The organism is Actinoplanes sp. NPDC051388, from assembly GCF_055586225.1.
Window position 1 is genome coordinate 57,832 of sequence record NZ_JBVJIP010000019.1, and the last position, 16,387, is coordinate 74,218.

The 16,387-nt window shown below is 70.9% G+C and carries 16 protein-coding genes; 6 read left to right on the forward strand and 10 right to left on the reverse strand.

Going from position 1 to position 16,387, the window contains the following annotated elements; translation table 11 throughout:
* Positions 1–27: 27 nt before the first annotated feature.
* Genes ACZ6TI_RS37420 through ACZ6TI_RS37435 form a run of 4 tightly spaced genes read right to left on the reverse strand, consistent with a single transcriptional unit; the run spans position 28 to position 4,736 of the window.
* Positions 28–1,089: a branched-chain amino acid ABC transporter permease gene (locus ACZ6TI_RS37420; protein ID WP_465349975.1), complete on the reverse strand. Its 1,062-nt coding sequence runs from the start codon at positions 1,087–1,089 to the stop codon at positions 28–30.
* 1 nt (position 1,090) lies between these two features.
* On the reverse strand, positions 1,091–1,960 hold the full coding sequence (locus ACZ6TI_RS37425) for a branched-chain amino acid ABC transporter permease (RefSeq protein WP_465349976.1): 870 nt from the start codon (positions 1,958–1,960) through the stop codon (positions 1,091–1,093).
* Positions 1,957–3,897, reverse strand: coding sequence for an AMP-binding protein (locus ACZ6TI_RS37430; RefSeq protein ID WP_465349977.1), 1,941 nt, complete (start codon positions 3,895–3,897; stop codon positions 1,957–1,959). Before ACZ6TI_RS37430 ends, ACZ6TI_RS37425 begins: the two co-directional genes overlap by 4 nt.
* Positions 3,894–4,736 carry an ABC transporter ATP-binding protein gene (locus ACZ6TI_RS37435; protein WP_465349978.1) on the reverse strand — a complete coding sequence of 281 codons (843 nt, stop codon included), beginning with the start codon at positions 4,734–4,736 and terminating at the stop codon, positions 3,894–3,896. The genes ACZ6TI_RS37430 and ACZ6TI_RS37435 overlap by 4 nt, the downstream gene beginning before the upstream one ends.
* Before the next feature lie 99 nt (positions 4,737–4,835).
* Here ACZ6TI_RS37435 and ACZ6TI_RS37440 point away from each other — a divergent pair, with 99 nt between their 5' ends.
* Together ACZ6TI_RS37440 and ACZ6TI_RS37445 are read left to right on the forward strand one after the other, a co-directional pair.
* A complete protein-coding gene (locus ACZ6TI_RS37440) occupies positions 4,836–5,588 on the forward strand; it encodes a helix-turn-helix domain-containing protein (protein WP_465349979.1) in 753 nt (250 codons plus the stop codon).
* Positions 5,581–7,389 (forward strand): AMP-binding protein, encoded by a 1,809-nt coding sequence (locus ACZ6TI_RS37445; protein ID WP_465349980.1) that lies wholly within the window; start codon positions 5,581–5,583, stop codon positions 7,387–7,389. The genes ACZ6TI_RS37440 and ACZ6TI_RS37445 overlap by 8 nt, the downstream gene beginning before the upstream one ends.
* A 37-nt stretch (positions 7,390–7,426) precedes the next feature.
* Here the strand turns inward: ACZ6TI_RS37445 and ACZ6TI_RS37450 are convergent, their stop codons facing one another.
* The 6 genes from ACZ6TI_RS37450 to ACZ6TI_RS37475 all read right to left on the reverse strand — a co-directional run bounded on the left by ACZ6TI_RS37450 (position 7,427) and on the right by ACZ6TI_RS37475 (position 11,818).
* Positions 7,427–8,404 carry a PDR/VanB family oxidoreductase gene (locus ACZ6TI_RS37450; protein WP_465349981.1) on the reverse strand — a complete coding sequence of 326 codons (978 nt, stop codon included), beginning with the start codon at positions 8,402–8,404 and terminating at the stop codon, positions 7,427–7,429.
* Positions 8,401–8,568 carry a hypothetical protein gene (locus ACZ6TI_RS37455; RefSeq protein ID WP_465349982.1) on the reverse strand — a complete coding sequence of 56 codons (168 nt, stop codon included), beginning with the start codon at positions 8,566–8,568 and terminating at the stop codon, positions 8,401–8,403. Before ACZ6TI_RS37455 ends, ACZ6TI_RS37450 begins: the two co-directional genes overlap by 4 nt.
* Positions 8,569–8,619: 51 nt before the next feature.
* Positions 8,620–9,723 (reverse strand): Rieske 2Fe-2S domain-containing protein, encoded by a 1,104-nt coding sequence (locus ACZ6TI_RS37460; RefSeq protein WP_465349983.1) that lies wholly within the window; start codon positions 9,721–9,723, stop codon positions 8,620–8,622.
* A gap of 63 nt (positions 9,724–9,786) precedes the next feature.
* Positions 9,787–10,551 carry an IclR family transcriptional regulator gene (locus ACZ6TI_RS37465; RefSeq protein WP_465349984.1) on the reverse strand — a complete coding sequence of 255 codons (765 nt, stop codon included), beginning with the start codon at positions 10,549–10,551 and terminating at the stop codon, positions 9,787–9,789.
* Between the two features lie 4 nt (positions 10,552–10,555).
* Complete coding sequence (locus tag ACZ6TI_RS37470) at positions 10,556–11,344, reverse strand: alpha/beta fold hydrolase (protein WP_465349985.1); 789 nt, start codon at positions 11,342–11,344, stop codon at positions 10,556–10,558.
* A 30-nt stretch (positions 11,345–11,374) separates the two neighbouring features.
* A complete protein-coding gene (locus tag ACZ6TI_RS37475; RefSeq protein ID WP_465349986.1) occupies positions 11,375–11,818 on the reverse strand; it encodes a MarR family winged helix-turn-helix transcriptional regulator in 444 nt (147 codons plus the stop codon).
* Positions 11,819–11,964: 146 nt separating this feature from the next.
* Here ACZ6TI_RS37475 and ACZ6TI_RS37480 point away from each other — a divergent pair, with 146 nt between their 5' ends.
* From ACZ6TI_RS37480 to ACZ6TI_RS37495, 4 genes are read left to right on the forward strand one after another with little or no spacing between them, the layout of a single operon-like run.
* Complete coding sequence (locus tag ACZ6TI_RS37480) at positions 11,965–13,074, forward strand: NAD(P)-dependent alcohol dehydrogenase (protein WP_465349987.1); 1,110 nt, start codon at positions 11,965–11,967, stop codon at positions 13,072–13,074.
* Between the two features lie 27 nt (positions 13,075–13,101).
* A complete protein-coding gene (locus ACZ6TI_RS37485) occupies positions 13,102–14,574 on the forward strand; it encodes an aldehyde dehydrogenase family protein (protein ID WP_465349988.1) in 1,473 nt (490 codons plus the stop codon).
* Positions 14,575–14,621: 47 nt separating this feature from the next.
* Entirely contained in the window at positions 14,622–15,515 is an 894-nt protein-coding gene (locus ACZ6TI_RS37490) for an SDR family NAD(P)-dependent oxidoreductase (protein ID WP_465349989.1), read from the forward strand.
* Positions 15,512–16,384 (forward strand): amidohydrolase family protein, encoded by an 873-nt coding sequence (locus ACZ6TI_RS37495; protein WP_465349990.1) that lies wholly within the window; start codon positions 15,512–15,514, stop codon positions 16,382–16,384. The genes ACZ6TI_RS37490 and ACZ6TI_RS37495 overlap by 4 nt, the downstream gene beginning before the upstream one ends.
* The last annotated feature ends 3 nt before the right edge of the window (positions 16,385–16,387 follow it).

Below are 16,387 nucleotides of genomic sequence, written 5' to 3' on the forward strand. Positions count from 1 at the left end.
GGCCGGGGGCACGGGCCGGAAGAGAGTTCAGTAGCGGAACGGCCAGAACCGCACGTAGTCCTTGACGCGGCGCCAGATCCGGTCCAGGCCGCGGGGTTCGAACAGCAGGAACAGGACGATGACCAGGCCGAAGCTGGCCGCCTGCACGGCCGGTAGCTGGTCGGCGAGGATCGGAGCCGACGTCCGCAGCGCGTCGGCGAGTTCGGCGAGCAACGGCGGTAGGAGCATGATGAACGCCGCCCCGTACACGGCGCCGGCCACGCTGCCCAGCCCACCGACAATGATCATGGCGAGGTACTGGACCGAGATGTCGATGGTGAACCGTTCCCAGGTGACGGTTTGGGTGTAGTGGGCGGTCAGCGCGCCGGCCAAGCCGACGTAACCGGACGAGACGGCGAAGGCCATCAGCTTGGTGCGGGTCAGATCGACCCCGATCGCCGAGGCGGCGATGTCGTGGTCGCGCACGGCCATGAACGAGCGGCCGAGCGCGGTGCGTAACAGGTTGCGGGCGCTGATGACGGCCAGCACGGCGAGGCCGGCGATGATCCAGTACCAGACGAACTCGAAGCTGGTGCGCGGCACCCGCCAGCCGAAGATGGTCAGCCGGTCGACGTCGAGGAAGCCCTGCCCGCCGGTGAGCCAACCCCACCGGCGGACCACGAACACGATGATCTCCTGGCTCGCGATTGTCGCGATGGCCAGGTAGAGCCCCTTCAGGCGCAGGGCGGGCAGCCCGAAGAAGGCGCCCACAGCCGCGGTCACCACCACCGCGGCGAACATCGCCAGCGGCACCGGCAGTCCCGCGCGCTGCACCAGCAAGCCCGAGGTGAACGCGCCGACGGCGAGAAACCCGCCCTGGCCGAGGGAGATCTGGCCGGTGAAGCCGACCAGGATGTTCAGACCCACCGCGCCGATGGCGGCGATGCCGATGGTGTTGACGATGCCGAGCCAGTACGTGTTGACCAGCCACGGCAGGGCGAGCAGCCCGGCGAAGACGAGCACCAGCCGCAGGCGTTCGGCGCTGGTGTGCCGCAGTCGCAACTCGGCGGCGTACGAGGTGTGGAACACCCCGGTGGCGGTGGCGGCCATCTCAAACCCTCTCGATGCGCGGTTGGCCGAACAACCCGTACGGTCGCACCAGCAGGATCAGCACCAGCGCCACGTAGGGCACGACCTGGGACGCTCCGGCGGATACGCCCTCGGCGTACTGGCTGAGCAGGCCGATGACCGCGCCGCCGACGATGGTGCCGGGCACCGAGTCCAGGCCGCCGAGGATCACGACCGGGAACACCACCAGCCCGAACGTGGCCAGGTTCTGGCTCACCTCGGCGATGTCGGCGAGCAGGATGCCGGCGATCAGCGCGCTGACCGCGGCCATCGCCCAGGCCAGGGCGAAGATGCGCCGCACCGAAATGCCCTGCGCAAGGGCCGCCTGTTGGTCATCGGCGACCGCCCGCATCGCGATCCCGTGCCGTGAGAACCGGAAGAACACGGTGACCGCGGTCAGGACCACCACGGCGATCGCGACGGCGAAGATGCGGTCCAGCGGCACCGTCGCGCCGGCGACGGTGACCGTCCCGGCCGGCAGCACCTTGGGCATCTCGCGCGGGGTGGTGCCGTAGAACATCGTCACGGCTGCTTTGAGCACCGCTGCCAACCCGATCGTCACCATGATCACGGCTATCGGATCCTCGCCGATCAGCGGCCGCAGAACCAGGCGTTCGATCGCGACGCCGAGCACGGCGGCGGCGACGACGCCGCCCAGCACCGCGACCGCCAGCGGCAGCCGCAGCAGGACGAAGGCGGTGTAGAACAGGTACGCGCCGACGAGCAGCAGTTCACCCTGGGCGAAATTGATGACGCTGGTCGCCTTGTAGATGAGCACGAAGCCCAACGCGGCCAGCGCCAACACCGCGCCGTTGGCCAGCCCGTACACCGTCAACTGCACGAACTGACTCATGTGCGTCCGCTCCAGGCCGGGCGACGGCGCCGGGAGACCAGCGCGGCGACGTCGAGAGGACTGCGCACCGCCAGGGTGACGGTCCGCGTCGCCGTGCTGCCGTCCTGATAGGAGACCGTGGTGTGCACCTCGACCGTGCCGTCGCCACGATCGAGGGCGGCGATGATTCCGGCGTAGCGGTCGGCGACGACGCTGCGCCGGACCTTGCGGGTGCGGGTGATCTCGTCGTCGTCGGGGTCGAGCTGCTTGTGTAACAGGACGAATCGGCGTACCCGGATCGCCTCGGGCAGATCGGCGTTGGCACGCGCGATCTCCTCCGCCAACAACTCGCCGATCTCGGCCCGACCGGTGAGATCGGTAAAGGTGGTGTACCCGAGCCGGGTCCGCTCGGCCCACGCCCCGACGGTCGCCGCGTCCACGCACACGATCGCGGTGATGCCGCCGTCGCCGTGGAACGCGACCGCCTCCTCGACGAACGGCGAGAACTTCAGCCGGTTCTCGATGAATGCGCACGAGAATCGGGTGCCGTCGGGCAGGCGCAACACGTCGGCGAGCCGGTCGATGACGACCAGGTGCCCGTCGTCCAGATAGCCCGCATCGCCGGTGTGCAGCCAGCCGTCGCCGTCCTTCGCGGCCGCGGTCGCCGCGGGGCTGTGCAGGTAGCCGCGGAACACACTGGCCGAGCGCAGCAGGATCTCCCCGTCATCGCTCAGCCGCAGCTCGGCGCCCGGGATCGGGCGACCGACGGTGTGGAACCGGACGTCGTCGTCGCGGTGGGCCACCGCGATGCCGCAGATCTCGGTCTGTCCGTAAATCTGCTTGAGGTTGACGCCAATGGCGTGGAAGAAGCGGAACACCTCCGGCGACAGCGGCGCGCCGCCGGTGTAGCAGCGTTTGATCCGGGCCAGGCCCAACTGGTCGCGCACCGGACGCAGTCCCACCGCGGACGCCACCACGTGCGCCAGGCGCAACGCCGGGGCGGGCGCCACCCCGCGTACCCGGCAGGCGGCGACCCGATCACCGACGTCGTAAGCCCAGCGGAACACCCGGCGCTTGAGCCATCCCGCCTCGTCGATGCGGACTTGAACGTCGGACAGCATCGATTCCCAGATCCGCGGCGGGCTGAACATCTGATCCGGGCCGACCTCGCGCAGATCCGCACGTTGGGTCGCGGCGTCCTCCGGGAATGACAGCGTCAGGCCCGCACCCAAGCCGCAGCCGAGTGCGAGCATCTGCTCCCCGATCCATGCCAACGGCAGGAACGACACGTAGCGGAAGCCTGGCCGGACCGGGTCGATCTCGATAAGGTGCGCGGTCATCGCGAGCAGGTTCGCATGGGTCAACTCGGCGAGCTTGGGACGGGCGGTCGTGCCGGACGTGGTGCAGATCAGCGCGGTGTCGTCCGGGTTGCCCGCCGCGATGCGGGCGTCCAGCCAGCCCGGCCGGTGCTCGGCATCGGCGCGGCCGGCGGTCTCGACGTCGGTGAACCGGCCCAGGTATGGCTCCGGATAATGCGCCAGGCCGTGCGGGTCGTAGTACACGATCGTGGCGAGCTTGGGTAACTGGTCCTTCAACGCGATCAGTTTGTCGACCTGCTCCTGATCCTCGGCGACCACCACGCGGACCTCGGCCGTCGCCAGGACGTGCCGGATCTCCTCGCCGATGCTGGTCGGATACACGCCGACCACGGCGCCGCCGAGGCTCTGCACGGCCAGTTCGGTGATGAGCCATTCGGGCCGGTTGTCGCCGAGCACGGCCACGATGTCGCCACGGCCGACTCCCAGGCCGGCCAGGCCGTGGGCGAAGTCGCGCACCCGCCGCGCGTACTGCGCCCAGGTCATCGGTTGCCAGATGCCGTACCGCTTCTCCTGCAGGGCGGTCGCGGCCGGGTGTTCGGCGGCCAGCGACCACAGCAGCTGGGGAAACGTCGATGTCATCGTCCCGGCTCCGCCGGCGCGCCGAGGTAGGCCTCGATCACGGCCGGGTTCTGCCTGACCTGTGCCGGAACGCCCGTGGCGATGAGCCGGCCGAAGTCCAGGACGGTGACGGCGTGGCAGATGTCCATGACCACGTCCATGTCGTGCTCGATGAGCACCACACTGACCCCGGCCAGTTCATTGACGTCGAGAATGTAACGCGCCATCGACTCCTTTTCCTCGGCGTTCATGCCGGCCATCGGTTCGTCGAGCAGGAGCACGGCAGGCTGCAGGCACAACGCCCGCCCGAGTTCCACCCGCTTGGCGTATCCGTACGCCAACGTGCCGACCGGTTTGTGCCGCACCGCCTGCAGTTCGAGCAGGTCGATGACCTCCTCGACCAGCGCCCGGTGGGTGATCTCCTGCCGCCGGGCCGGGCCGAACCAGATCAACGCCGGCAGCAATGCGTGGCTCATCCGGGTGTGCCGGCCGAGCATCAGGTTCTCCAAAACCGTCAGATGCCGGAACAGTTCGATGTTCTGGAACGAGCGGGCCACCCCCAGCCGCGCGATCTGGTGGGGACGGCGCCCGATCAGATCCGACCGGCCTTCGGCGTGGTAGAGGTTCACCGTCCCGCGCTGCGGCCGGTACAGCCCGGACAGGCAGTTGAGCAGGCTCGACTTGCCCGCACCGTTGGGGCCGATCACCGCGTGGATCTCGCCCTGCCGCACGGTGAGCGCGACCCCGTCGAGAGCCTGCACCCCGCCGAAACGCAGCCCGAGGTCCGCCACCACGAGCAGTGGCTGGCCGGGCGCCACCGTGCTCCCGTTGAGCGGAAACTGGTACTCGCGGACGGTCAAGTCGGACCCCTTTTCCGTGTGTGACGCACGCTACTTTTTCACTATGCGGAAGTCAACCACTGTATCCGGAATCGAGTTCCTCCCTGATATCGTGGCGCCGTGACGGAGTTGGATGCGCAGCCAGGCAGGGGAACCGATTCCCGCGGCACCCTCGGCACCGTCCGGAACGCCGCCCTGCTGCTGCACCTCCTCTCCGACGGACCCGCCCACCAGCAGCTCACCGAGCTGGCCGAACAGTCCGGGCTGTCGTTGCCCACCGTGCACCGGCTGCTTCGATCGCTGACCGTCGCCGGGCTGGTCGAGCAGGATGCCCGGTCCTCCCGGTACGGCCTCGGTCCGGAACTCGTCCGGCTCTCCCAGCGCTACCTGGCCCGGCTTCCCGTCCTCGCGGCGCTGTCGCCGTATCTGCTGCCGGTGCGCGACGCCCTCGGCACCTCCGTGCGGATCGTCCTCTTCGTGCGGGGTTCGGTGACCTACATCGACGGCGCGGACGGCGCGGACGCCGGGCCCTACCGGGAGCCGCACCGGGTCGTGCCGGCGGTGCGCAGCGCGGCGGGGCGGCTGCTGGCCGCGCGCGCCGACGACACCGGTTGGGCACTCGCTCTTGCGCTGGCGTCCGCCGACGAACGTGCGGTCGCGGAAACCCGGCGGGCCGCCTGGCGCACCGCGTTGCACCTCACTCTCGGCGGCGCAGAGCATGGAAATACCGAGGTCGCGGTGCCGGTCGTGGACGCCTACGACCACGCGGCCGCCGCCCTGACCGCCACCGTCGGCGACAACGACGTCGACCGAGCCGCGGCCCACCTCGACCGCGCCGCCCAGGCAGCCGGCAGGACGCTCGGCCATGCGTGAACCGGACCTGTCCCGCTGGGCGCCGATCGCTGACCTGCTCACCTGGAATGCCAGTCCGACTGCGATCTATCAATCCGGCGGCCGATACGGCCGCTGGTTTCCCGACGGCACCATCAACCTCGCCGGCAACTGCGTCGACCGGCACCTGGCGGCCCGTGCCGACCAGCCGGCGATCCACTGGGAGGGCGAGCCCGGCGACCGGCGGACGCTGACCTACCGGGATCTCTCGGACGAGGTCACCGCCTTCGCCGCGGCCCTGCGTGGGCTCGGCGTCGATGTCGGTGACCGCGTCGCCATCCATCTGGGCTGGCTGCCCGAGGCCGTCGTGGCGATGCTCGCCTGCGCCCGCATCGGAGCCCCCTTCGCCGTCATCCCCGTGCCGCTGCCGGTCGAAGCCCTCGCCGAACGCCTTGACGACCTGGCTCCCCGGATCCTGCTCACCCAGGACGGCGCGTGGCGCCACGGCACGATCATCCCCACCAAGGCGCGGGTCGACGATGCCCTGACCGCTGTCGTCGGCGTCGAGCACACCGTTGTGGTCCGCCGCACCGGTCTCGACGTGGCCTGGTATGAAGGTGACCGCTGGCTGCATGACCTGCTCGCCCCGGCCCGCGTCCCGGCGGCAACCGCGCCCGCCCCGGCGCTGCCGGCCGAACACCCACTCCTCATGAGCTGGCTGGCGAATCGGCGGGGCCGGCCGGTCACCGCCGCGCACGGCACCGCCACCCTGCTCGCCGCGGCCGTCGCCGTCCACCGCTACGGGCTGTCCGACGGCGGTGTGTTCTGGTGCGCCGGCGACCTCGCCTGGATCGGCGCACAGACCCATGGGATCATCGGCCCGCTCGCCTGGGGCGACACCACCGTGATGTTCGAAGGAACACTCGATGTGCCCACCCACCACCGGCTCTGGGACGTCATCGAACGCTACAACGTCGCCACCCTGCTCACCACGCCGTCCGTGCTCGCCCGGGTCCGCGAATGGCCCGACGCGGCTCCACCCGAGCCGGCACGACGCACAGTGAACCGCGTCGTGACGATCGCCGAACCCCTCCCACCCGCGCTGCGCACCTGGATCGCCGACCAGGTCACCGGTGATCCCGACACCGTCGGCGACGGCTGGGGCCAACTCGAACTCGGCGGCATCGTGACCGTCGACCGGCCAACAGACCCCGTTCGCCTGCCCGACGCCGGCCTGGCTGTCGTCGACCCGGCCGGGCGACCCAGCCCGGACGGCACCGCCGGAGAGCTGATCTTGCACCGCCCATGGGCCGGCACCATGCGCACCCTCCTCGGCGACGGCGCCGCCGATGCCTTTGACCACTGGGGCCGCCGCGACGGCGTCTACTCGACCGGCGACCGGGCGATCCGCCACGCCGACGACGCCGAGCGCCGCCGCCGGCTGGAGTTCCTCGGCCGCATCGACCCCGTCGTCAGCGTCTCCGGCCAACTGGTCTCGCTGACCGAGGTCCGCGACGTACTCCTCGACCATCCCTTCCTGGCCGCCGCCGAGGTCGTCACCTGTACCGACCCCGAGCACGGACGCCGACTCGTCGCCTATGTCGTGCCCACCACCAACGTGGTCCCCGACACTGCACTCGCGCAGGAACTGGTCAACACCGTCCGCGAAGCCCTCGGCGGCCTGGCCCGCCCGTCGATGATCATCTACCTCGACCGCCTCGGCGACGACCTGAGCCCCGACACCCGCCGCCGCACGCTGGAACTGCTCGCCAACTCGTCGTCCGGCGCCCACCACCCCGTACACGTCACCTGGACACAGATCCGGGCCGCCGCCCAGACGTGACCGTCAAACTGGCGGCTCGAGGTTGACAGAGAATGTCTTACAGGTCGAGCACCAGGCGTTGCCCCCGGCTCCGAGACACGCAGATCATCATGACGTCGCCGGCGACGCGCTCCGCCGCGGTGAGTACGGAGTCGCGGTGCTCCGGCTCCCCCTCGAGCACGCCGGTCTCGCAGGTGCCGCAGGTGCCCTCGCCACAGGAGGAGAGCACGGCGACCCCGTCCTGTTCGACAGCCTCGAGGATGGAGATGCCCGCGGGCACCCGCACGGTCCGGCCGCTCTGCCGCAGCAGCACCTCGATGTCGTGGTCGACGGCGGGCGCGGCCGGCCGCGCGGCGAACCGCTCGGTCCGCAGTGTGCCCGCCGGCCAGCCGGCGCAGCGTTTCTCCACCGCGGCGAGCAGCGGTTCGGGTCCGCAGCAGTACACCAGGGTGTCCGGGCCGGGGCTGTCGAGCGGGCTCAGGTCGAGCAGGCCGGTCTCGTCCTGGGCCTGCACGCAGACCCTGTCGCCGTAGCGGTCCAGGCGGTCCAGGAACGCCATCGAGGCGCGGTGGCGTCCGCCGTACAGCAGCCGCCAGGAGGCACCCTGGGCCGCGGCGGTGGTGGCGACCATCGGCAAGATGGGGGTGATGCCGATGCCGCCGGCGATGAAGAGATACTCGCGGGCCGGCAGCAGTTCGAAGTGGTTGCGGGGGCCGTCGACCTGCAGTCTGGTGCCCGGCGCGAGCCGTTCGTGGACGTACCGGGAGCCGCCCCGGCTCGCCGGTTCGCGCAGCACCGCCAGTTGCCAGCGGTACCGGTCGGCGGGGTCGCCGCAGAGCGAGTACTGCCGCACCACGCCGGGCTTCAGCCGAAGGTCGACGTGGGCGCCCGGACGCCACGGCGGCAACTCGCCGTTGTCTGCCGCCCGCAGGGTCAGCCCCAGTACCCCCTCGGCGAGGGGCCGCACCTCGTGGACGAGCACGTCGGTCACGCCGGGCGGGCTCTGCCTGATGCCCTCGCGCAGTTGCCCGGTCATCGGGTCGCCCCCTCGGGCGCGGGGGCGGCGTGTTCCGGGTGGGCCAGCAGCCACTGCCACATCTCGACGGGGTCGTCGGCGTCGTGCTCGGCACCGCAGTGGCAGGTGCCGTGCAGCCGGTCGGAGCCCGGCGCCCAGACGATCCGGTAGACGGTGCTACTCATGCGATCGCTCCGCGATGCATTCGCAAGGCACTGAGTTGATGATTCGCTTGCTCATTGCCCCGCGAGCTTCCGCAGCATTCGCCGGGCGGCCAGCCCCCCGGTGTCGATGTTGATGCTGAGCTCCTGGTAGCCGTCCGGTTCGCCGGCGATCACCCGCTCCAGGGCGTTGAGGGCCATCACGTCCTGCATGACCACGGTGTGGTTGCTCGTCGCCAGATAGTCGGAGACCGCCTCGTCGCCGAGGGCGAAGTCGCGGGCAACCATCCAGAAGTCCAACGTGCTGCTCTCGGTCTCCGGGGTGATCGCGTACACGATCTCGGCATGGCAGGCGGCGCTGTCGTCGCCGTCCGGGCCCGGCTCGACGCCGGTCGGCGCGATCCGGCTGTGCAGCAGGTACAGCCCGGGCGGGTGGTACTCGATGTCCTGCCAGCGGTCGATGCGCCCCTCGATGCCGGTCGACTTCGCGTAGAACGGCGGGCACTCGACGTCCTTCATCCGGCGCCGTACGTGCACGATGCCGGCGTCCTCGTCGACCTCGGTGGTGATCGGCGTCTCGGCCACCTCCGGGGTGCCGATGTAGCCGCCGTGCAGGTAGGTCTCATGGGACAGGTCGAGCAGGTTGTCCACCAGCAGGCCGTACCGGGCGGCCAGCGGCTCCATGCCGCGCACCGTGGTGTAGCGGGGCGAGGCCAGCCAGGGCGCCCGCGGGATGGTTGCGGCGTCGGCCCGGTCCGGATCGCCGATCCACACCCAGACCAGCGAGTCCTGTTCGACGACCGGGTAGGCGGGCACCCTGGCGGTGCGCGGGATCCTGGTCTGTCCGGGCACGTAGACACAGGCGCCGCTGGGTTCATAGGTGAAGCCGTGGTAGCCGCAGACGATGCGATCGCCGTCGCGCCCGCTCAGCGACAGCGGGTACCGGCGGTGTACGCACCGGTCGCCCAGCGCCACCGCGGTGCCGTCCTGGGTGCGGTAGAGCACGATCGGTTCGGCGAGGATCGTCCGGCCGAGCAACTGCTCGCCGACCTCCTCGGTGCATGCGGCGACGTACCACTGATTGCGGACGAAGTCGGTCATGCCGGATCCCCACTTCGTGGTGACCCCGCCCTGACCGGGCTGACTCTGCTTGATGATGCCCTCGTTTTGCTCGTTCATGGCGTCTCCCGGTCTGCCGCGACGGGTGTCACTCCGACGATCGGTGCCGGGCCGCTCCCGCCGCTACGGTCCTTCCGTTGGCCGGAAGGACCGTGGCTGAATCCGGAGCGCGCGCGAGATGCCGCGGGCGGCGGTGCGCACCGCGGGGACCAGCGTCGCCGGTGCCACCGATCCGGCGCGGACGACAATGGACAGAGCGGCCACCACCTCGTCGGTGGTGCCGTGCACGGGTGCGGCCACGGACAGCGCGTCCAGGGTCACCTGACCGTCGCTCACGGCGTACCCACAGCGTCGGACCTGCGCGAGTTCCCGGCGCAACCGGTCCGGCTCGGTGATGGTCCGGTCGGTGAACCGGGCCAGCGGCCCGGCCAGGTAGCGTTCCTGCGCCTCGGCGTCGGAGTACGCGAGCAGCACCAGGCCGACGCCGGTGCTGTGTGCGGGCCACCGGCCACCGACCCGGCTGCGAACCCCCACGGAGGTACGGCCGGCGATGCGTTCCACGTACACCACGTCGGCGCCGTCGAGCACGGCCAACTGCACGTTCTCGTGGGTGGCCTCGTACAGGTCCTCCAGGAACGGCAGGGCGGTCTCGCGCAGGCCGAGGCCGCGCGGGGCGAGTGAGGCGACCTCCCACAGCCGCAGGCCGATCCGGTACCGGCCCCGTGCATCGCGTTCCAGCGCGCCCCAGGCGGACAGCTCGCCGACCAGGCGGTGGGTGGTGGCCAACGGCAGGCCGGTGCGCCGGCTGAGCTGGGTCAGCGACAGGTGCCGGTGCTCGGCGTCGAACGCGCCGAGAACCGCCAGCAGACGACTGGCCACCGAATCCACGGACTCACTCCGCGAGCAGGAACTTCTGGACCGTGTCGAGGAGTTCGGCCGGGCGCTCGAAGACCACCACGTGGCCGCTGTCGATCTCGGCGTACTGGCTGCCGGCGATCATCTCGTGCAGCGCCCGGGCGCGCTCGACCGGCACGACCTGGTCGCGGGTCAGCCCGACCACCAGCGTCGGCGCGGTGATGCGGGGCAGCAGGGGACGCAGGTCGGCGGTGCGGTCGACCTCGAGGTGCCGGCGCATGCCCGGGGTGATCGGCGGGCCGTTCTCGACGAACTGCCGCAGGCCCTCCGGCCCCAGCCCGTGCAGGAACGGCGCGCTGAAGCACTGCAGTTGCAGGAACCGGTTGAGCAGGTCGTGGTCGGTGCGTTCGAGCGCGGTCCACACGTCGAGCATCAACTGCTGCCGGCCGTCCTCGGGGTCCGGCCAGCCGGCCACCAGCACCAGCCGGCGGACGAGTTCCGGGTGGCTGCCGGCCACCGCGGCGGCGACGACGGCGCCGAGCGAGAAGCCGACCAGGTCGACCGGGGCGTCCGGGGAGGCATCGGCGGTTGCCGCGGCGATCTGCCGGGCGAGAAGGTCGAGGGTGAGCTCGCCGCCGGGGTCGGTGGTCTCGCCGCCGCCGGCGTAGTCGGCCAGGACCACGGTTCGGTCGCCGGTGAACGCGTCCAGTAGGTGGCCGTAGTTGAGGTCGGCGGACAGCCCGGTGCCGGGCACGAGGACCAGCGCCGGGCCGGTGCCGGCGGTGCGGTAGTGCACGGTCGTGCCGGCGACGGTGGTGGTGGGCATCAAGGGCTCCTTCGGGTACGGGGTCAGGGCTCAGGCGGTGTCGCCCATCGTTTGGGCGAGCGCCAGGTGGCAACGTTCGAGCAGGGCGCGAAGGGTGGTCTGCTCCGCGTCGGTGAGATTTGCGAGCATCTCCCGTTCGATCAGGTCGGCATCGGCGCGGCACTCAGCGAGCTTGGCGGATCCGGCCGGGGTGAGCCGGGCGAGCAGCACGTGCCGCCGGTCGGTGCTCGGATGGCGCAGGATCAGGCCCTGGCGTTCGAGGGTGACGACCAGTTCGTGCATGGTCTGCGGCCGGACGAAACATCGCCGGGAGAGCTGCGCCGAGGACAGATCGCCGCGGTGGTGCAGCACGGTGAGCGCGGTGTACTGCACCGTGGTGACGCCGTGCTGCCGCAGGGCCACGTCCAATCGCGCCCTGATGGCCGATTCCACCTGTTTCACCAGGTACGTGGTCAGGGTCGGCGGGCCGGCCATGAATCGGCTCCTTCGCGGATGGGGGCATTTCTCCTGATCAGCGAGCCGCTGTTGACGACTCCGCAATGGGCAAGCTACAAACTAGCAATCAGGATTCCTGATAGCCAGACGGTCAGCTGGATGAACTTGAGACCGCAGGAGGCCCCATGCCGCTCGTTACCGCCGCAGCCGCTGTGCACAGCGCCGGCAAGCCCTTCACCATCGAACGGATCACCCTGAACGGGCCTGCCGACCACGAGGTCGTGGTGCGCATGGTCGCCGCCGGCATGTGCCACACCGACCTGAGCGTGCAGGCCGGGTTCATTCCGTTCCCGCTGCCGGGAGTCCTCGGCCATGAGGGCGCCGGGGTGGTCGAGGCCGTCGGCGCGACGGTCACCTCCGTCGCACCGGGCGACCGGGTGCTGCTGTCGTTCACCTCGTGCGGCACCTGCGGGGCCTGCCGGGACGGCCGGCCCGCGCTGTGCGAGACATGGCTGCCGCGCAACCTGCTCGCCGGTGCCCGCCCCGACGGGACGGCACCCCTGACCGACGCCGACGGCGGCGAACTGCACGGTTACTTCTTCGGGCAGTCCTCGTTCGCCCGGCACGCCCTCGTCGACGAACGCAGCGTCGTGAAGGTCGATCCCGACACCCCGCTGGAGGTCCTCGCCCCTCTCGGCTGCGGCGTGGTCACCGGTTTCGGCACGATCGTCAACGTGCTCAGCCCCGGCCCGGGCCAGAGCGTCGCCGTCCTCGGCGCGGGCAGCGTCGGGCTCAGCGCCGTGATGGCCGCGGCCCTCAGTCCCGCTAACAAGATCATCGCAGTCGACCGGTTGCCGCAGCGCCTCGACCTGGCCCTCGAACTCGGCGCCACACACACCGTCGACACCACCAGCGCCGATCTCGCCACGGCGCTGACCGAGCTCACCGGCGGCCGCGGGGTGGACCGCATTCTCGACGCCACCGGCGTACCGGCCGTCATCTCCGCCGGCATCGCCGGGCTCGCCGTGGGCGGGACCTTCGCGTTCGTGGGCGCGCCGCCTTTCGGCACCACCGTTCCGGTCGACGTCAACGCGATGCTCCCCGGCCGCTCCCTGGTCGGCGTGACCATCGGCGACGCGCAGACCCAGTCGCTGATCCCCGCCATGGTGCGCCTGCACGCCCAGGGCCGGCTGCCGGTGGAGAAGCTCATCACCTCGTACCCCTTCGACCAGATCCAGCAGGCCGCCGACGACATCCACGGCGGCCGTGTCATCAAGCCGGTCCTGCACTTCTGAATCCCACCCCGTCCAGGAGATCGCATCATGACCCAGACCCAGGAACCCGTCCGCGAAACGTCCACCCCGACCGCGGCACCGGGCCGCCTCTACATCGGCGGCGGCTGGCGCGACGCCGCAGCCGGCGGCCGGCGAGACGTGATCAACCCGGCCACCGGCACGCACATCACCACCGTGGCCGAGGCCGACGCCGCCGACGTCGACGCGGCAGTGACCGCGGCCAGGACCGCCTTCGACGAGGGCCCGTGGCCGCGGATGAGCGCCCGCGAGCGCGGCGACCTGCTGCTCAAGATCGCCGCCACGCTGCAGGCGCATCGCGAGGAACTGGCCCAGCTCGAGAGTCTGGATACCGGAAAGCCCATCACCTTCGCGCGCATGGTCGATCTAGGTGACACCATCGACCACTTCACCTACTACGGTGGCCTGGCCGGCACCATCGAGGGAGCCACCCGCAGCATCCGCCGGCCCGGCTTCGCCTACACCCTGCGGGAACCGATCGGCGTGGTCGGCGCGATCAGCCCGTTCAACTTTCCGCTGATCCTGTCCACCAGCAAGATCGCCCCGGCGCTGGCGGCAGGGAACACCGTTGTGCACAAGCCGGCCGAGGACACCCCGCTCACCGCGCTGCGCCTGGCCGAGCTGCTCACCGAGGCGGGGCTGCCCGACGGCGTGCTCAACGTGGTCACCGGCGGCGGCGCGACCGGCGCCGCGCTGGCCGAGCACCCCGGCGTCGACAAGATCGCCTTCACCGGTTCGACCGCGACCGGCGTCAAGGTCGCCGCCGCGGCAGCCGCCCGGGTGAAGCCGACCACGATGGAACTCGGCGGCAAGAGCGCCCACATCATCTTCGCCGACGCCGACGTGGCCCGCGCGATCGAGGCGGCGGTCGGCGGCTTCGTGTTCAACACCGGCCAGTTCTGCATGGGCGGCACCCGCCTGCTCGTGCACAACGACCTGTACGACACCGTGCTCGGCGCGCTCGCCGAGGCGGCCACCCACGTGCCGGTCGGCGACCCCCAGCACGAGTCCACCGTCGTCGGCCCGATGGTCGGCCCGAACCACCTGGAGAACGTCGAACGTTACGTCGCCCTCGGCGAGGGACGGGTGGTCGCCGGCGGACACCGGCTGGACATCAACGGCGGCTACTTCTACGCCCCCACGGTGCTCGCCGACATGGCCGACGACGCCCGCGTGGTCCAGGAGGAGATCTTCGGCCCGGTAGTCACCGTCCAGCGGTTCGACACCGAGGACGAGGCGGTCTCGATGGCCAACGGCACCCCGTACGGGCTCGCGGCCGGACTGCACACCAACGACGTCGCGCGCGCCCACCGGGTCGCCGCGAAACTGCGCGCCGGGATCGTCTGGGTCAACTCCTGGGCGGTACTCGACGCGGCCCTGCCGTTCGGCGGCTACGGCCGGTCCGGGCACGGTCGGGAGAACGGCCCGGAGGGCCTCGACGAGTACCTGCAGACCAAGTCCGTGTACCTGCCCACCGACTGATCACCCGTCGCCGCCGACAGAGGACGCCGACAGAGGAAGAAGAATCTATGGATCTCACCGGAAAGGTCGCTGTCGTCACGGGCAGCGGGCAGGGCCTCGGCCTCGCCTACGCCAAGGCGTTCGCCGCGGCCGGCGCGAGTGTCGTCATCAACGACCTCGACGCCGACGTCGCCAAGCGGGCCGTCGCCGAACTGCCTGCCGGCCGCGCGGTCGCCGAGGTGGTTGCCGTCGGCGACGCTGACGCGGCGCAGCGCCTCGTCGACCGGGCGGTCGGTGAGTTCGGCCGCCTCGACATCATGTGCACCAACGCGGGCATCCTGCGCGACCGGGTGCTGTGGAAGATGTCCGACGAGGACTTCGACGCCGTGGTGCGGGTCCATCTGCGCGGCACCTTCACCTGCGTACGGGCCGCCGCCCAACGCATGCGGGAGCAGAACGAGGGCGGCACGGTCATCGTGGCCGGTTCCCCCGCCGGTCAGCGCGGCAACTTCGGCCAGACCAACTACGCCGCGGCCAAGGCCGGAATCGCCGCGATGGTGCGTACCTGGGCCCTGGAACTGGCCAAGGCACAGATCACCGTCAACGCGGTGATCCCCACCGCGGCGACCGCGATGACCCGGACCATCCCGGCGTTCGCACCGTACGTCGAGGCCCTGGAGGAGCGGGGTGAGCCGCTGCCCGACGCGCTGCGCAAGGGTGAGGGCTTCGGCACCGCCGACGACTGCGCCGGCCTGGTCGTCTTCCTCGCCTCGGCGGCGGCGCGCGAGGTGACCGGCCAGTGCATCGGCATCGGCGGAGACAAGCTGTCGCTGTGGTCGCACCCGCAGGAGATCGCCACCGCGTACACCGACGGTGGGTGGAGCGCCGAGGCCATCGCCGCCGCCTGGCCGGCGGGCGTTGGCCGGCGCCCCGAGACGTACGGCATCGTGATGCCGTCATGAACGTCGCCGACCTGGTCGCCATCGACGTGCACACCCATGCCGAGGTCTCCTCCCGGGGTTCGGGATCGCTGTCGGCGGACCTGCAGGCGGCGTCGGACGACTACTTCAAGACCGCCGGCGGCCCACGGCCGACGCTCGACGAGATCGCCGCCTACTACCGGGAACGCCGGATGGCCTGCGTCGTGTTCACCGTCGACGCGGAGGCCGCCACCGGCGTGCCGGCGATCGCGAACGAGGAGATCGCCGAGGCCGGCGCCGCGCACAGCGACGTGCTCATCCCGTTCGCCAGCATCGACCCCGCCAAGGGCCGGATCGGCGCCCGGCAGGCCGGCCGGCTGGTCCGCGACCATGGCGTTCGCGGGTTCAAGTTCCATCCCAACGTGCAGGCGTTCCACCCCAACGACCGCGCGGTGTACCCGCTGTACGAGGCGATTCAGGAACTGGGCGTGCCAGTGGTCTTCCACACCGGGCAGACCGGCATCGGGGCCGGTGCGCCGGGCGGCGGCGGGATCCGGCTCAAGTACTCCAACCCCATGTTCGTCGACGACGTGGCCGCCGACTTCCCCGACCTGCCGATCATCCTGGCCCACCCGTCGTTCCCGTGGCAGGACGAGGCGCTGGCCGTGGCCACCCACAAGCCGCTGGTGTACATCGACTTGTCCGGGTGGTCGCCGAAGTACTTCCCGCCGCAACTGGTGCAGTACGCCAACACACTGCTGCAGGACAAGGTGCTGTTCGGCTCCGACTATCCGCTGCTGACACCGGACCGGTGGCTGGCCGACTTCGACAAGCTGCCGATCAAGCCCGAAGTGCGGCCGAAGATCCTCAAGGACAACGCCGCCCGGTTGCTCGGGCTGGCCAAGAGCTGACGC

Excerpts from the sequence above, each read along its gene's own strand:
- ACZ6TI_RS37495 (WP_465349990.1), top strand. The coding sequence starts at position 15,512 with ATGAACGTCGCCGACCTGGTCGCCATCGACGTGCACACCCATGCCGAG.
- ACZ6TI_RS37475 (WP_465349986.1), bottom strand. The coding sequence starts at position 11,818 with ATGGCCGGCCCGCCGACCCTGACCACGTACCTGGTGAAACAGGTGGAA.
- ACZ6TI_RS37490 (WP_465349989.1), top strand. The coding sequence starts at position 14,622 with ATGGATCTCACCGGAAAGGTCGCTGTCGTCACGGGCAGCGGGCAGGGC.
- ACZ6TI_RS37430 (WP_465349977.1), bottom strand. The coding sequence starts at position 3,897 with ATGACATCGACGTTTCCCCAGCTGCTGTGGTCGCTGGCCGCCGAACAC.
- ACZ6TI_RS37455 (WP_465349982.1), bottom strand. The coding sequence starts at position 8,568 with ATGAGTAGCACCGTCTACCGGATCGTCTGGGCGCCGGGCTCCGACCGG.
- ACZ6TI_RS37470 (WP_465349985.1), bottom strand. The coding sequence starts at position 11,344 with ATGCCCACCACCACCGTCGCCGGCACGACCGTGCACTACCGCACCGCC.
- ACZ6TI_RS37485 (WP_465349988.1), top strand. The coding sequence starts at position 13,102 with ATGACCCAGACCCAGGAACCCGTCCGCGAAACGTCCACCCCGACCGCG.
- ACZ6TI_RS37445 (WP_465349980.1), top strand. The coding sequence starts at position 5,581 with ATGCGTGAACCGGACCTGTCCCGCTGGGCGCCGATCGCTGACCTGCTC.
- ACZ6TI_RS37425 (WP_465349976.1), bottom strand. The coding sequence starts at position 1,960 with ATGAGTCAGTTCGTGCAGTTGACGGTGTACGGGCTGGCCAACGGCGCG.
- ACZ6TI_RS37480 (WP_465349987.1), top strand. The coding sequence starts at position 11,965 with ATGCCGCTCGTTACCGCCGCAGCCGCTGTGCACAGCGCCGGCAAGCCC.
- ACZ6TI_RS37460 (WP_465349983.1), bottom strand. The coding sequence starts at position 9,723 with ATGAACGAGCAAAACGAGGGCATCATCAAGCAGAGTCAGCCCGGTCAG.
- ACZ6TI_RS37450 (WP_465349981.1), bottom strand. The coding sequence starts at position 8,404 with ATGACCGGGCAACTGCGCGAGGGCATCAGGCAGAGCCCGCCCGGCGTG.
- ACZ6TI_RS37420 (WP_465349975.1), bottom strand. The coding sequence starts at position 1,089 with ATGGCCGCCACCGCCACCGGGGTGTTCCACACCTCGTACGCCGCCGAG.